Source organism: Paraglaciecola sp. G1-13 (assembly GCF_055809255.1).
Genome location: NZ_CM147903.1, coordinates 2,744,205 through 2,760,116 on the forward strand (window position 1 = coordinate 2,744,205; position 15,912 = coordinate 2,760,116).

A 15,912-nucleotide genomic window follows, 5' to 3' on the forward strand; every position below is an offset into this window, starting at 1 on the left:
ACCACCATTTGCCTTGACACGAAACTCATCCCCACGTAATCCCCTCTAATTTGATTTTTTCAAGCGCATTACGCCACCTAGATAAGCGAGCTGTCGGACTAGCTACAGACTCAGTTGACCCTTTCGCCCACAATCCTTCAGTATTAAAACTGAAGACGGGCATCAGATCCGTTCTTTGCGACGCAGGAACCACATCCGCAAGAAGGCTATCAAGAATGAGAGGGTCATTTTGCTTCGGAAGGTAGTAAGACAAAACCATATGGGCTTGGGTAATTTTACTTCTGGGCCCTCCAATTCGAGCTTTTACATAAACTAGGCGTAATTGGCTTTCATCAATCCCCAAATAACGCAGCATGAAATATTTAATAATAGCGTAATCTTCACAGTCACCACGACCCTTCCCTAACGTTTCCAACGGACTAGCCCAATAATCCTTTTCATGCCACAAAGCAATATCGGTTTGATACGTAAGCTCTTCATCAAAAAATGCGTTCACCGTGTTCACTTTTACAATTTCATCTGCCCCCTTGAGGTTTTCAAGCATGCTTTGCATTTTTCGGCCCACAGTAGCTCGCATAGGATTGTATTGTTCATGCAGTAAAGAAATCAGCTTTTCGAATTCCACGTTCACCGTCTGAGCACTAGTCAATGAACCCGTTAGAAAAAAAATGAGACATAGACGGCTAAGATTTAAAGTGCGAGATACGGAAATTGCTTTACTGAATACAAGAATTGTAGACAGATACTGACGAAATCTTTTTATTTTTAAAAGATTGATTCTAATCACCCCACATTTCATTCATTAAGTATGTTATTGGTTTAGCTGTTCATCACCGCAAGTCAATTTGAGTCAACGTCCTTTCCCAATCCTAGCTATCACATCAATAATACTTAATATTACTAGTTTATGAGAAATACCGTGAGTGAGAGTATTAACTGTATTTCTCAAGCATGGCGTAGAGGTTTTCTTGGTCAACAGGCTTAGATAGGTATTCGCTCATGCCACTGGCAAAGCACTTATCACGCTCTTCTGATAATGCATTCGCGGTCAGCGCGATAATAGGAATAGTCGCAACATGAGACGAAAATTGCCTAATATGCTGGGTAGTTTGATATCCATCCATATTAGGCATCTGGCAATCCATCAAAATTAACGTGTATGGGTTCACACTACTTAGTTCGTCTTCGAGTATGGCTAGCGCTTCAAGCCCATCATTAACGATGTCATAGGTTATTTGTCGCTGTTTAAGCATTTCACCAATCACCACTTGATTGATTTCATTGTCTTCAACTACCAATATATGTAGACCGCTTAGATCCCTACTTTGGGATACAGCCAGTTCGGGCTCAACAGGATGCGCACTTTTGGCCATAATACCCACTTCAATTTGCGCCGAGAACACACTCCCTTCGTTCAGTACGCTTTTAACGCTGACATCCCCTGACATCAATTGGCAAAGCTTGCGGGTAATTGATAAGCCCAATCCTGTGCCACCGAATTTGCGCGTGGTAGACACATCGGCTTGGATAAAAGGTGAAAATAATAGCGCTTGTTGCTCTTGCGTCATGCCTACCCCGGAGTCTTTTACAAAAATGGTCAATGTAGCCTTGCCTTTTTGCAGTAGCGTCAACTCTGTCGCAATGTTCACCTGCCCTTGATGGGTAAACTTAAGCGCATTTGACAGCAAATTAGCACAAATTTGCCGCAGCCTCGTAGGGTCGGTAATGATACTGGCGCCCTGGGTGTTTTCGAGTTGCTTAACCAATTGTATGGATTTTTCTTTTGCGTGTGGATTAAAGATATCAACACAATTATTGAGAACCTGATTCAGGTCGATGGGGACGGTTTCCAGTGCCAACTTACCAGAGTCAATTTTGGTAAAATCTAAGATGTCATTGATGATCCCTAGCAATGACGTGGCGCTGTCTTTGGCTAAGCCCAAAAACCGTCGTTGTTCATTATCCAAAGAAGAGGCGTCTAATATTTGCAACATGCCCAATACCCCGTTAATGGGCGTACGAATTTCATGACTCATGTTGGCTAAAAATAAACTGCGAGCTTCAAGCGCCAATGACAGTTCTTTGTGCCTGTGCTCCAGCTGTTCACGTGAATTGACTTGCTCAGTGATATCTTGAAACGCACCCACCAGCCGGACACATTTCCCCCCGTCTAATTCGGCTTTGCCCTTGACCGCCGCCCATTTGGGCGTCCCTTTTTGAGTGACAATTTCAAACTCACCAGAGAAATTGCCGCCGTGATCCATCAAGCGTCTGACGCATTGAGTAATACGGGTTTGATTCTCTCCTTCTTTGTAGAAATTTAATCCGTTGACTAAATCCGGTACAAAATCTTGATCTACCTCATGAATGTCTTTCATCACCGAGGACCAATAAAGCTTCCCGTCAACAAGATCTAGCTCCCACGCCCCTACACCTGCAACTTGACCCATTTGTTCCAATATATCTTGCTGGCGCGCCATTAATTTTTGCTGTTCTTTTAACAACGCTAATTTCTCATGGCGGGCTATTTCATTGCCAACCCAATGCGAAAGCAGTTCGATAAAACTCAGTTCTTCAGTGCTAAAAGGCTGATTGCGTGGGGCACTCGCTGAAAAATTTATCGTGCCGAAGCGTTTACCTTCAACCACAATTGGCGCACCGATATAACTTTCTAGCCCCAAATTAAGGTAGCAAGGATGCTGAGCAATATGACTTTGACCTGCGTGATAAAAAGACAGAGCTTGATTTGTGGCTAGAGTGTGTACGCAGTAAGTATCACCTAAGTCGAATGTGGTGCCACTAAGTAAATCATTTGCAGGTGAAATAGCATAGGAGACAGTGTAAAGCTCGTCTTCAATGTGGCTAATAATGCCCATTTCTAACTGAAAGTAATCAACGCCTAATTGCAAGAGTGCAACCATTTTTTGCGAGTATGACAAGGCACTATCTGATGTTATTTCATACAGTTTTTGTAAGTTCTGCAACGCAATTTCTCTCAGTTATTAAGTGCACTTTTTCAATCCCTAAAACAACATCATTGATGCAAAGGCACGTGTAATGTGACTATATCCTGTCACTCATCATTCGCAAAGTTGGGCCTTCGCTAAAACCCTCTTCTCGCCTCTATTGCATTCGCTTATTTTTGCCGATTATCCATCCTGTAGTAGCCAATTAACCTAGTTCAACTGCCTTTCACAGTGTAAACGCGTTAAATCACCTTCATTCTTTCTTACGAGCCTTTATCTTGTGCAGTACTAACAAAGATACTCAAACACTTCAGGCGTAATCGTTTAGCAGCAAAAGATAATCATCCAGTAAAAGCGGTTTTGCGAGAAAGTAACCTTGAACATAATGGCATGAGACTGAACGCAAGTAATCTAACTGCCCTTGGGTCTCGACCCCTTCCCCTACCGTGACTAAATTATAGGACTGGGCGATTGACATGATCGCGTTCACCATAGGCAAGTGTGAAGCGTGCTCGCTGTCGATATCAGCCACGAAAGTACGGTCTATTTTCAAGCAGTCCACTGGATAGGCCAATAGTTGATTAAAACCCGTGTAACCTGTTCCAAAGTCATCTAAGGCTAAATTAACCCCTAATTTTTTAAGCTCTTTTAATATGCTTAAACTCGTCTCCCCGGCTTCAATTAAGCTGGTTTCGGTGATTTCCAACTCAATATACTCAGGGGGTATTTGATATTTATGCATGAGCTTTTTTAACTGCTTCGGAAAGCTGCTGTTGAGTAGCTCAATGGCTGAAATATTAATACAAAAGACTGGGCACGAACGACCAGGTGTCAGAAAATGCATTTGCATAGTGGCGAAGCTAGTCTCTGCCACCCATAAATCAATGTTTTGGATGATGCCAAATTCTTCCGCAATAGGAATAAAAACATCCGGAGTAACCCCTTGCATGGCGTCTGATTCACAGCGAATAAGCACCTCAACGCGTCTAGGTTTTAAATCGGAACAACTGAATATGGGCATAAACCTGATTGAGAAGTCTTGGTTTATCAGTGCATTTTTTAAATTTTCAGCAATGGATTTTTTTAGATAGATCGCAGAAGCGAGGCTATCATCAAACACCTTGAATCGCCCTTTTCCTTGCTCTTTTGCACAGCGCATCGCAGAGTCTGCTTGAGACAGTAGCGCTTTGAAAGATGCTTTTTTATCACTGGAATACGCTAGACCAAGACTAATACCAACCTTAACCTCGCAGCCGCTAACGGGGATTGGATCAATCAATAGCTGACCGATTCTACGACTGACTTGTATCGCTTTTTCTTTGTCACAATCAGTAATTGTCAGAACAAATTCATCACCCGCTAACCTAGCGAACGAGTAGCGCTCCTCAAAGTTCATTTCGCTTATGATCAGCTTAACCTTTTGGCAAATTGCTACCAGAAGTTCGTCGCCAATGGGGTGGCCGTAGGTATCGTTTATCTTTTTAAAGTCGTCGACGTCAAAATAAAATAAGCTTATCGTATGGTGCTCAACGATATGTTTGAACTCTTTTCGGACTTTTAAAATCATTCCTCGTCGGTTCAACAAACCGGTGAGCGGGTCGGTACTCGATATTTTTTTGAGATTATTTTTCTGCCTGATGGTCAGCAGTACTATGACCATAAAGAGTAAAAGTAAAATCAATCTAAGCAGCTCAGGCTCTGTTATCGCTTCCCCTGACATGCTCAATCTGTGCACCGTTAATACGTAGTCACCGAGCACCTTCGCTTCATCAATGACCAACTCGATAGAAACGATGTTTGAGATATCGACATGAGATTGTTCATACCCTATACCTCTTTCTCTTTTCCACCACTGGGCAACGAACAGCGCTTTGCTAGGTACATTTAAGTTGGTGCTTTCGTCCCCCAGTTCAAATTCGATGGTGTTAAATTTATCGCTGATATCAATGTGTGGTAATGAATAAGCAGGGTTATTGTTTCTTAAATAAAGTTTAATGTTTTCTTTGCCTGAAGGGCTTTTTAATGTGGCGACTATTTCAACAGATTGATAGTTTGAAAGATCGAGCCCTTGAGAAAAATGATTTCTCGGGCTGTAGTTAAGTTTTAATAAACAGAGGGAGTAAGCACTGATATCAGAAAGTTCGCAGGCGATGGCGATTGAATGATCGCCAGTATGCAACTCGCTGCGCATGCCGCCTTCATGTTGGTGCTCCATAGCCACCAGGGTGTCTGGGGAAAGTAAATCGAGTGAAACATCCATTAACCCCAAGCGGTGGGCAGTTAACGCCAGTAACGAACACATTACAAAAGCAATGATGGCCTGAGATTTAAAGTCTCGAAAAACGCCTAGAGTCATATTTTATTATTCAATTAATCATTAAAAGTAACATCACACACAAGCATATGTGTGAGATTTCTGCCATGTATACCACCCAAATTGGGCGCAGAGTCCTTGGCGTTCCAAAGATGCTAAACGAGCAACAACCAAGCACGGATAAAAGCATCCCCCCTGTTATCGTTCGCTTAGAATCGCTCGCTTAAACCTGTAGGCTTAGCCTCGCTCACCAACCATCATATTGTTTTATGCCGTGCAAAAATAAACCCTATCCTGAATCTCAGAAATGAGCAATGAGTAACCGTCGACCTTGCACTATAAATCGAGCAAATTAAAATTCCTCACGGTAAGCAAACAGCCCCTGACTGCCCCCAGTATGAATAAATAGCTGGTGACTATTTGCCCCAATCTCACCTGTGGCGCACAAGTCCATAAAGCCAGCCATTGCCTTGCCCGTATAAACGGGATCTAATAACACGCCTTCTAGTTCGGCGCAGCGCTTGACGGCCGTTACCATTGATGGCGTAGTCATACCGTAACCTTCGCCAAAATAATTGCCATTGGCAACCACTTTGCCTTTCGCCCGATTGGGATCAATGTCTAAAAAAGTGAGCGTTTCTCTGAGTAACTGTTCCACTAACTGTTCTTGCGCTTCCTTCGAGCGACTCACCGCTACCCCCAGCACCGAGATATCTGAGTTAGCAGCAATCAGCCCTGCGAGCAAGCCTGCTTGGGTACCTGCACTGCCCGTCGCGAGCACAATTTGGTCGATGTGAAGATCATCGTCTGCCAATTGTTGTAATATTTCTTTGGCGCAGCGCACATAGCCTAAACTGCCCATCACATTCGACCCGCCCATGGGAATAAAATACGGCTTTCGCCCCTGAATTTTTAGCTTTGCAAGCAGCGCACTGGTATACGCTTCAACCTCTTGTTCTAGGCCTAAACGATGGATATTGGCGCCCAGTAGAGTGTCTAATAACACATTTCCGTTTTGATAATAATCCGCTTTAGGCGTGCCCTTAACATCTTCGAGCACAAGCTCGCAACCTAAGCCAAATTTAGCGGCCGCGGCAGCAGTTTGCCGCGCATGATTTGATTGCAAGCCTCCCACCGTCACCAGAGTGTCGGCCCCGTGTTGCTGAGCATCGGCGATTAAATACTCTAGTTTGCGGGTTTTATTGCCGCCACCAGCAAGTCCGGTGCAATCATCGCGTTTGATATACACCTTGCATCCCACTTTTTCAGATAACCTGGGTAAACTCTCAAGGGGTGTTGGATTGTGGGAGATTGTTGCCCGTGGAATAAGTGCAAAGTTTATCATCGTGAACCCACTAAATTCGAAAAGAAAATCAACGTTACAACTTTTTCGGTCCTGTGTTAACACCACTGCAATTTTTCATTATATATTGTGGTTGTCGATTGTTCGCCTTCACACTTGCCCGGTAAACGAGTCACGCTATGCAACGCAACCGATACACTCACGTTTCTAGGTAACCAAGGATTTAAATGAAGTTATTTCGCAAGCAGTACAGTCAACCCGGCACGCAGCCTGGTGTTATTCACGATGATAAAAAAGGTCAGTTAACGCTCAGTGTGTTTGATTTTGATGCCAGCGACTGTGTTGAGAAAAAAAATGTGACGGCAGAACAATGTGCGTCGTACTTGGGGAATAACAATGAGACCTGGGTGCATGTTCAAGGTGATCCTGATAAAGCCACTTTCTCCCAATTGGCGAAAGATTTCGGCATCCACGAACTGTTCATCGAAGATGTGTCGAATCTCGGACAAAGGCCAAAAATTGATATTCAGGAAGATCAAATTTTCATTATTCTCACCCTGCCAGTAACAAGCGAACAAGGCGTTAGCCTGCAGCAAGTCAGCATATTTTTGAAGAACAATACGGTTATTTCATTTTGCGGGGGGCAATTCAATCCATTTACCGCCATCAGTAATCGGTTAACACTCCCCACCTCTGGGTTGCGTAAGCGCCACATTGATTTTCTGTTTTATAGTTTAATCGATACGGTTATCGATTGGGGATTTCCCGTTTTAGAACAATACGCCGATCGTATCGATGCCACCGAGGAGCTACTCCTTGAAAATCATGACAAAGACATTCTGCAAAAAATTCATCTGTTACGCCGTGAGGTGCTGCTGTTAAGAAGACAAATTTGGCCTCACCGAGAAATGCTCAATACCCTATTTCGCGACGACACATCAGACTTAATTAAAGCTGACACTAAGCTATTTTTGCGCGATTGTTATGACCACAGTATTTCTATTCTTGAGTTGACTGAAACCTACCACGAAATGGCTAATGGTCTTATGGAGCTCTACATGAGCGTGGTCAGTTTAAAGCTCAATGATGTAATGAGAGTACTAACGATCATCGCCACCTTGTTTATTCCCCCCACCTTCGTAGCAGGTATTTATGGCATGAATTTCAGTCATGATGCAGGCCCGCTCAATATGCCCGAGCTATACTCCCCTTACGGTTACCTTGGCGCATGGGCGGTAATGATTTTCATGATTGTGGGCATGCTTTTATTCTTCAAAAAACACAAATGGATTTAATCGTAAGGCTTAGTGTGACAAAGCGACGGACTGACGCTTTTTCGCTGTAGTCTAATTTTGATACTCAACATAACGTTCTCTGTCGAAAAAGAAAAATCACATTGTTTTCAATCCTAAAGTTGACACGAGTCAATATGCGTTTCTGAGCCTCTTGCATAATAGCGACAAGGTGAGATCCATAAGTTGACTTAATTCATGTCGAATGTAAGCACATCGGTTACTGCGCAATATCAACTCAATCCCGCCCAGAACACAGGCCTTGTGGCAGCTGTACGGGGAAGTATCGTTGATCTGATATTCGAACAGCATGTACCGCCAATTCACAACGTTATTTATGCCCAAAACAAACATGTGGTGTTGGAAGTTGTCGCCCAATTATCAGCACAAAAAATTCGCACCATTGCTTTAACGGCTACCCAAGGCTTGGCGCGGGGCATGCCTGTAGAAGATTCAGGCGGCCCTCTTAAAGTACCAGTTGGCCCTTCCACTTTGTCTCGTATGTTCAATGTGTTTGGCGCCCCTATTGACGGTCATACCTATCAACATAATGGCAAGTGGCGCAGTGTTCACCAAGCTCCCCCTGCCCTGACTAGGATATCCAGTCAATTACAGATATTTGAAACCGGCATTAAAATTGTCGATGTGTTGTGTCCACTTGAGCGAGGTGGTAAAGCGGGTTTATTTGGCGGTGCGGGTGTAGGTAAAACCGTGCTATTAAGCGAAATGATCCACAACATGGTTAGTCATCAGCAAGGCGTGAGTATTTTTTGTGGTATCGGCGAGCGATGCCGCGAGGGAGAAGAGCTGTACCGCGAGATGAAAGAAGCTGGCGTGCTCGACAATATGGTCATGCTATTTGGCCAAATGAACGAACCGCCAGGCAGTCGTTTTCGCATAGGCCACGCTGCGCTTACCATGGCTGAGTATTTTCGCGATGACGAGAAAAAAGATGTTCTGCTGCTGATAGACAATATCTTTCGCTTTATTCAAGCGGGCTCAGAAGTATCCGGCTTAATGGGACAAATGCCATCCCGCATGGGTTATCAGCCCACGTTAGGCACTGAATTGGCGGGATTAGAAGAACGTATTGCCAACACTGAAGATGGCGCAGTCACTTCTATACAAGCGGTTTATGTCCCCGCTGACGACTTTACGGACCCTGCCGCAGTGCACACCTTTTCTCACCTATCAGCAACCTTAGTGCTATCACGTAAACGCGCAAGTGAAGGGTTTTATCCAGCGGTGGATCCGTTGCAATCCAGTTCGAAGCTAGCCACGCCCACGGTCGTCGGCCAAAGACACTACGACGTGGCCCGACAAGTGAAGCAAATTCTGGCTCAGTACAATGAACTAAAAGACATTATTGCCATGTTAGGTCTTGAGCAACTCTCGAAAAAAGACCGCGACGTTGTGTCAAGAGCAAGGCGATTAGAGCGCTTTTTTACCCAGCCCTTTTTTACCACTGAGCAATTTACCAGTATGAAAGGCAAGTTTGTCTCCCTTGAACAAGCACTTACTGGTTGTGAGCGTATTTTACAAGGTGAGTTCGACAATTATCCAGAAAGCGCGTTGTACATGATTGGCGAAATAGATGAAGCCATCAAACCCAAACAAAGCGCCACTGAGAAAAACAGCTCAATGAACAGCGACCTCAAGCCCAGTAACTCTAAAGGCAACAGTCCTGGGCCGAAAAACTCTGAACCAGACAACGCTATACCTAGCAGCGCTAAACCCAATGTCTCCCAACCCAACACTTTTAAGCAAGATGCGCAAAACGAGTCACTGGAGGAGCCCCAAAATGGACGTTAACATTCTACTGCCCTATCAGGTGTTCGCCACGCTTGGCGATGTAACAAATTTGGTGATAGAAACGCCCTCTGGCAGCCATGGCATTCTTCCTCAACGCTTAGACTGTATTAGCCCATTAGTCCCCGGCATTTTGTCTTATCAACAAGGTGCCCAGCAGTCTCAGTTTATTGCCATAGACCAAGGCATAATGGTTAAGACGGGTGCCCAAGTGATGATTTCGGTGCGCCGCGCCATTCAGGGCAGTTCGTTACAAAAATTACAACAAGCCGTCAAGCAAGAATTTCTAGCGCTGGATCAAGAACAACAAGCGTTGCGCACTGTCTTGGCGAAACTAGAAAGCGGCTTTTTGAAACAGTTTTCAGCATTGTCGAAGCACTAAATCGATGAAAAGCCATTCCGCTAAACCACAGCCTAACGAAAACAAGCACAGCGCCAACAGCGATGCGCCCCATCTAGCCAAACAGGTTGATGCGAAAGTCGCGTTAAAGCTAAAAGCTAAACGTCAAAAAAATGCAGGCGTTTGGTTTGGCCTAGGAATGATGGGCACCATAGGCTGGTCGATAGCTATCCCTACGCTGATTGGCGTTGGAATAGGCATATGGTTGGATAAGCAATATGCCGATCCGCGTTCATGGACACTTGCATTACTGCTCGCTGGATTGGCGCTGGGGTGTTTCACTGCGTGGGCGTGGATCAGCAAAGAATACGCGGCCATGCACGAGGACGCGACTATGCATCAGGACGCGACTATGCAAAAACACGATAACAAGGAAAATGATCAACATGATGTCTAATTTCACACCCCAGTTAGCGGATTTACTGACCCCTTTGTTAATCGGCCTGCTATTAGGGTGCGGTTTCTTTTATGCGCTCTGGTTCACCGTCCAGAAGGGCTTACAGTCAACCCTTCCCGCAGCATGGTTTTTAGGGGGTATTTTAGCGCGAATGGCAACCGCCGTAGCGGTTTTTTATTGGGTCTCGGCAAACGATATGTGGCGTTTAATAGCCTGCTTACTTGGATTTGTTATCGGCCGCTTACTGATGACGAAATGGTTAATTCGCTTTCAAAATTCACACAACGAAAAACGAGAATTGCCCCATGCACATTAGCCCTGATGAAATCATTTATTGGCAGTATGGTTTCGTTAAAATCAGCGCCACACTACTCTCTACATGGGTCGTCATGGTCGTGTTGGTAAGCGCCTCTTACCTAATTACGCGTAATCTTAAAAAAGGCCTGCATCGCTCTCGTTGGCAAAACGGGCTAGAAATGTTGGTGCTAACTATCCAACAACAGATAATGGACGCAGGCTTAACAAAGCCTAGAGTTTACATGGGGTTTCTAGGAACGTTATTTCTGTTTATTGCCATGAGTAATCTACTGACGATGGTTCCTGGCTTCGAGCCTCCCACGGGGTCATTGTCTACCACCATAGCGCTGGCAACGTGCGTATTTGTGTCCGTGCCGTATTACGGCATTAAAAATAGAGGCGTAAAGCGTTACTTATTATCCTACACACAACCTACCCCGTTCATGCTGCCCTTTAATATCATAGGGGAGTTATCGCGAACGCTCGCCTTAGCGGTGCGATTGTTTGGAAATATGATGAGCGGCGCAATGATCTTGGCCATATTACTGGTTATTTCACCGTTCATATTCCCGGTGATCATGTCAGTACTTGGGTTACTCACTGGCATGGTACAAGCCTATATATTTTTCGTTCTTGCATCTGTCTATATAGGGGCTGCAAGTGTGGTAAATAACCAGCAGTCTCTTACTTTACGTTCGCCTAAACCTAACCCAACAAAGGAAAAATAATGGATAGCCTAACTTTGATTGCTATTTGCTCCATCATCACAGCAGGCCTGACGATTGGCATTGGCGTATTAGGGCCTTCTTTGGCAGAGGGATCCGCTGTGGCCAGCGCACTGAAAGCGTTAGCGCAACAACCTGATGCCTCATCAACAATCACCCGCACCTTGTTTGTGGGCCTAGCCATGATTGAATCTACAGCAATTTATTGTTTTGTAGTTTCCATGATCCTGTTATTCAGTAATCCCTTCTGGAATTACTTTATTAGCCAGAATGGGGGGTAAAGCATGCCAATCGACTGGTTTACGGTCATCGCCCAAGGGATCAATTTCTTACTATTGCTATGGTTGCTAAAACGCTTCTTGTATCACCCCATCATCGATGGTTTAGACGCCAGAGAAAAGAAGATTGCCGGTATTTTAGCGGATGCTGATACCTGCAAATCACAAGCAGAAAACTTGCGCACTGAGTATGAAAGTAAACTTGCGCACATTGAGCAGGAACGCACGCAACTAGTCAGTAAGGCTAAAAATGAAGCGCAAACGGCTTCACAAAGCCTGCTTGATAACGCACGACATAATGCCGAACAAATAGTGAAGAAACGGGTCGCCGCCCTGCGTTTAGAAATGGCCGAGCTTAAGCAAGATGTATTGCAACAGAATATTCATGAAGTGTATGCCATCAGTCGCAAAGTGTTAACCGAGCTAGCGGACGGCGACTTACAAACGAAGATGATAGATAAACTTGTTCAGCGCCTTAACACCCTAGATGATGATCAGCATGCTGCGCTTACCCGAGCACTGGCTAATAGTGGCAATCAAATTGTGGTGCGCAGCGCTCAACCACTCGCTGAGGCGCAAAAAAAACAATTGCTCGCATGCTTACAACAATACTTGCCCTCTTTTAAAAAAGACGCGTCACAAAACAACAGTGTGAATGCAGCGCCATCAAATCCCGCCCCTTCAATAAAACTGTCAGAAAGTATCGTACCTAGGTTAATTAACGGTATTGAGCTTACCATGGGGGGTTGGAAACTCGCCTGGAGCACTGACAACTACTTAGCTGAGCTACAAGAGGACGTTGAGGCAGAGTTTATCCCTTTCACAGAAACGCCGTTAGGCCTAACTGAAAACGAGGGAACTGACAATCCCGAGGATTATCCCCCCCACGCTGAGGCTAAAATCCCCCATGCCTAAGTTTGAGCTCGCATACCAAAGCGCCAGTAACAAGACTCGGCTAAAAACAGTAATAAGAAGGAACGGCAATGACTCCCAGCGTTGATAACAACCTGAAACAAGGTTACCAGTACCTTTTTGAGCACCTTGAGCAGAGCCGTCAGCGAGCACAGCCCAACCTTGTGTTGCAAGAAATCGGGACGGTGAAAAGTGTTTCTGCTGGCATTGCCATCGTGCATGGCTTACCCAGCGCAGGCTTTGAAGAATTATTGTGCTTTCCCGGGGATATTTACGGCATTGCATTTAACATTGATGAACATGAAATTGGCGTCATCATGCTGGGAGATTACAGTCAGCTTAACGCTGGGGATGAAGTTAAGCGCACAGGACGTGTGGTAGACATACCTGTTGGGGCTGATTTGATAGGCCGAGTCATTGATCCCCTTGGTCGTACGCTTGATGGTAAAGGCAACCTCACCTGCACGCAACGCATGGCAATAGAACGCCCAGCCCCTGAGATAATGACGCGCTCCCCAGTCTCTGAGCCGCTGCAAACCGGCCTCAAGGTATTAGACGCGCTCATACCGATTGGTAAAGGCCAACGTGAGCTCATTATGGGTGACCGACAAACAGGTAAAACCTCTATTGCGATAGATGCCATTCTCAATCAAAAAGACAAAAACGTGCTGTGCGTCTATTGCGCCATAGGACAAAAGTCAGCGTCGGTAGCCAAAATACTGGCCACCTTAAAGCACCATAATGCGTTTGAATATACAGTGGTAATGGTCACTGAGGGCAATGATCCCCCCGGGCTTGATTATATCGCCCCCTATGCGGCAACCAGTATTGGTGAATATTTCATGGAGCAAGGCAAAGATGTGCTGATTGTGTATGATGATTTAACTCAGCACGCGCGCTCTTATCGAGAGCTATCCTTGTTACTGCGCAGGCCTCCGGGCCGGGAAGCCTTCCCTGGGGATATATTTTATCTGCACTCACGCTTACTTGAGCGCTCAACGCACTTGAATGAGGCGCACGGAGGTGGGTCGATGACCGCATTACCCATCATTGAAACTGAAGAGCAAAATATGTCGGCTTACATACCGACCAACCTGATTTCGATTACCGATGGCCAGATATATTTATCGCCCGCTCTTTTTTCGCTTGGCATCTTACCAGCTGTCGATGTGGGCAAATCTGTGTCTCGGGTGGGTGGCAAAGCGCAGCGTTCGGCATTTAGAAAAGTATCTGGGGCATTAAAATTAGCATACGCACAGTTTGAAGAGCTTGAAACCTTTGCCCGCTTTGGGGCGCGTCTAGATGCTGATAGCTTACAGACAATCGAGCACGGACAGCGTATTCGCTCATGTCTTAAGCAAGCTGAGTCAAGCCCACAGTCGGTGGCAGCTCAAATTGTAATATTACTGGCACTGACAAATGACCTGTTTGATGCAATCGATTTAGCGGCTATGGATAGCGCTCAATCCGCTGCCATTGATGGCCTAACTAGCCTGCCCCTGCCTATTATTGAAAAATTAGAACAGGCTGAAAGCTTAGAAGAGCAAGATCAACACATCATTCTTGACATGTTATCCCAAGCACTTAAACCTTTTACCGAAGGCACTTTGCGCAGTGGTGATAAAATTCAGACTACGGTTAATGAAGCCAATGGGTGAGTCAAGCAGCGTCATACAACATAAACTGCACAGCGCAAACGATTTAAAATCGGTCGTGCGCACCATGAAGGCCATGGCAGCGGTCAATATCACTCAATACGAAAACGCTGTGCATGCTTTAGATGATTATTATCATACGGTACAACTGGGCTTAATGGGGTATTTCCATCATATCGACTTACCCGCTCAAACGCCGAGCGTTAAGATAACCCCATCAAGCAAGGAGCGTGGCAAGACCGGGATTATCGTCATTGGCTCTGATCAAGGACTCGTAGGTCAATTTAATGATGTGCTGTTGGCATTTATGACCGAGAAAATCGCAACGCTTACTAACGATAAACTAATATGGGCGGTGGGAGAGCGAATGTACTCCTACCTAGAAGACAGCCAGCATACGGTGCAAAAACCCCTTGTTTTGCCTAACACCATAGGTACTGTCACGTCATTGGTCACAGAATTGTTGCAGGAAATCCACAGGCATCAGCAAACAAATCAACTAGAGGAGGTCTATCTATTTTTCAATCACAGCGCCCAAAACGCGCAATATGAGCCGACTTGCCAACGCGTATTACCACTAGATAAACAATGGCAGCAGCAAATTAACACTCAAGTTTGGCCGACCAAGTGCATCCCAGAACTATTAACTGCCCCTCAAAAAAGTTTTAGCGCACTGATTGGAGAATATCTTTTTACATCTCTTTTTAGGGCCGCTACACAATCACTGGCCAGTGAGAATGCCAGCAGACTGACCTCTATGCAGCGAGCCGAAAAAAACATAGATGAATTGCAAACCTTACTATTGCGGCAATTTCATCGCCATCGTCAAGGTGCCATTGATGAAGAGTTATCAGATTTGAGCAGTGGGTTTGAAGCGCTGGGAAATGCCAATTAATCCGTAATCAAATCTGATAAATGTAAATAGCTAACCTGTTTTCATGTTAGCGCGCAGACCCAACTACCTTATAAAAATTAAACAACTTTCCTTTGACCTGCATCAATAGCTGATTTAGTTGAGCGCGCATACTTATTTGTATGAAAAAGTAGATATGACATCACGTTTTGCGTGAATAATTTTATCGCGCGTAGCGCATTTTAACACGTCGAACTCACCACACTAAAAGGCCGAATCAATGCAACCAACTGATCACATCAACACCTATCAAAAGCTACAAGATCTCAGTGCTAAACTAATCTCTGAAATCCCTGAGACCATGGCGGGTTTCGGTGAACTCCACGTAAATGCTGTCGCCAAAGGCGCTTTGGACAATAAAACCAAAGAGCTTATTGCACTGAGTATTGCGATATCTGTACGCTGCAATGGGTGTATCGCTTTTCACGTGCATGACGCTCTGAAAGCCGGTGCAAATAGACAAGAAATTGTAGAGACCATAGGAGTAGCAATATTAATGGGTGGTGGACCGTCTATGGTTTATGGTTGCGAAGCATTAGAAGCCTTAGATCAATTCGAGCTAAATCAAGACTTACCTTTGTAAACAAAACACCAAGGCTATTCATCTTTACAGGGTATTTTTAGTGCAGTTTGTGATTTTGAGCAAAGCGG

Annotated in this window: 15 protein-coding genes; 11 read left to right on the forward strand and 4 right to left on the reverse strand. The window is 45.0% G+C overall.

Annotated features, from left to right (window positions below; translation table 11 throughout):
- Positions 1-25 precede the first annotated feature (25 nt).
- The 4 genes from AC0L6N_RS11490 to AC0L6N_RS11505 form a co-directional block, all read right to left on the reverse strand.
- On the reverse strand, positions 26-649 hold the full coding sequence (locus tag AC0L6N_RS11490) for a transglutaminase-like cysteine peptidase (protein WP_473481317.1): 624 nt from the start codon (positions 647-649) through the stop codon (positions 26-28).
- Between the two features lie 283 nt (positions 650-932).
- Positions 933-2,909 carry a GAF domain-containing hybrid sensor histidine kinase/response regulator gene (locus tag AC0L6N_RS11495; RefSeq protein WP_473474735.1) on the reverse strand — a complete coding sequence of 659 codons (1,977 nt, stop codon included), beginning with the start codon at positions 2,907-2,909 and terminating at the stop codon, positions 933-935.
- Positions 2,910-3,276: 367 nt separating this feature from the next.
- A complete protein-coding gene (locus AC0L6N_RS11500) occupies positions 3,277-5,322 on the reverse strand; it encodes a putative bifunctional diguanylate cyclase/phosphodiesterase (protein ID WP_473474736.1) in 2,046 nt (681 codons plus the stop codon).
- Between the two features lie 310 nt (positions 5,323-5,632).
- Positions 5,633-6,625 carry a D-cysteine desulfhydrase family protein gene (locus tag AC0L6N_RS11505; protein ID WP_473474737.1) on the reverse strand — a complete coding sequence of 331 codons (993 nt, stop codon included), beginning with the start codon at positions 6,623-6,625 and terminating at the stop codon, positions 5,633-5,635.
- A 185-nt stretch (positions 6,626-6,810) separates the two neighbouring features.
- Between AC0L6N_RS11505 and corA the strand changes: the two genes are divergently transcribed.
- The 11 genes from corA to AC0L6N_RS11560 all read left to right on the forward strand — a co-directional run bounded on the left by corA (position 6,811) and on the right by AC0L6N_RS11560 (position 15,844).
- The gene (corA, locus tag AC0L6N_RS11510) at positions 6,811-7,878 is read left to right on the forward strand and encodes a magnesium/cobalt transporter CorA (protein WP_473474738.1); all 1,068 of its coding nucleotides are present in this window, start codon (positions 6,811-6,813) and stop codon (positions 7,876-7,878) included.
- 195 nt (positions 7,879-8,073) lie between these two features.
- Positions 8,074-9,687 (forward strand): F0F1 ATP synthase subunit beta, encoded by a 1,614-nt coding sequence (atpD, locus tag AC0L6N_RS11515; RefSeq protein ID WP_473474739.1) that lies wholly within the window; start codon positions 8,074-8,076, stop codon positions 9,685-9,687.
- Positions 9,677-10,066 carry a F0F1 ATP synthase subunit epsilon gene (locus AC0L6N_RS11520; protein ID WP_473474740.1) on the forward strand — a complete coding sequence of 130 codons (390 nt, stop codon included), beginning with the start codon at positions 9,677-9,679 and terminating at the stop codon, positions 10,064-10,066. The genes atpD and AC0L6N_RS11520 overlap by 11 nt, the downstream gene beginning before the upstream one ends.
- A 4-nt stretch (positions 10,067-10,070) precedes the next feature.
- Positions 10,071-10,481, forward strand: coding sequence for an AtpZ/AtpI family protein (locus AC0L6N_RS11525; RefSeq protein WP_473474741.1), 411 nt, complete (start codon positions 10,071-10,073; stop codon positions 10,479-10,481).
- Positions 10,471-10,797 (forward strand): N-ATPase subunit AtpR, encoded by a 327-nt coding sequence (locus tag AC0L6N_RS11530; RefSeq protein WP_473474742.1) that lies wholly within the window; start codon positions 10,471-10,473, stop codon positions 10,795-10,797. Before AC0L6N_RS11525 ends, AC0L6N_RS11530 begins: the two co-directional genes overlap by 11 nt.
- On the forward strand, positions 10,787-11,506 hold the full coding sequence (locus AC0L6N_RS11535; RefSeq protein ID WP_473474743.1) for a F0F1 ATP synthase subunit A: 720 nt from the start codon (positions 10,787-10,789) through the stop codon (positions 11,504-11,506). The genes AC0L6N_RS11530 and AC0L6N_RS11535 overlap by 11 nt, the downstream gene beginning before the upstream one ends.
- Entirely contained in the window at positions 11,506-11,784 is a 279-nt protein-coding gene (locus AC0L6N_RS11540; RefSeq protein WP_006992831.1) for a F0F1 ATP synthase subunit C, read from the forward strand. Before AC0L6N_RS11535 ends, AC0L6N_RS11540 begins: the two co-directional genes overlap by 1 nt.
- Positions 11,785-11,787: 3 nt before the next feature.
- A complete protein-coding gene (atpF, locus tag AC0L6N_RS11545) occupies positions 11,788-12,696 on the forward strand; it encodes a F0F1 ATP synthase subunit B (protein WP_473474744.1) in 909 nt (302 codons plus the stop codon).
- 68 nt (positions 12,697-12,764) lie between these two features.
- Positions 12,765-14,351: an alternate F1F0 ATPase, F1 subunit alpha gene (locus tag AC0L6N_RS11550; RefSeq protein WP_473474745.1), complete on the forward strand. Its 1,587-nt coding sequence runs from the start codon at positions 12,765-12,767 to the stop codon at positions 14,349-14,351.
- Positions 14,344-15,243 (forward strand): F0F1 ATP synthase subunit gamma, encoded by a 900-nt coding sequence (locus tag AC0L6N_RS11555; protein ID WP_473474746.1) that lies wholly within the window; start codon positions 14,344-14,346, stop codon positions 15,241-15,243. Before AC0L6N_RS11550 ends, AC0L6N_RS11555 begins: the two co-directional genes overlap by 8 nt.
- A gap of 238 nt (positions 15,244-15,481) precedes the next feature.
- Positions 15,482-15,844, forward strand: a complete 363-nt coding sequence (locus AC0L6N_RS11560; RefSeq protein ID WP_011575450.1) for a carboxymuconolactone decarboxylase family protein — start codon at positions 15,482-15,484, stop codon at positions 15,842-15,844.
- Positions 15,845-15,912 lie beyond the last annotated feature (68 nt).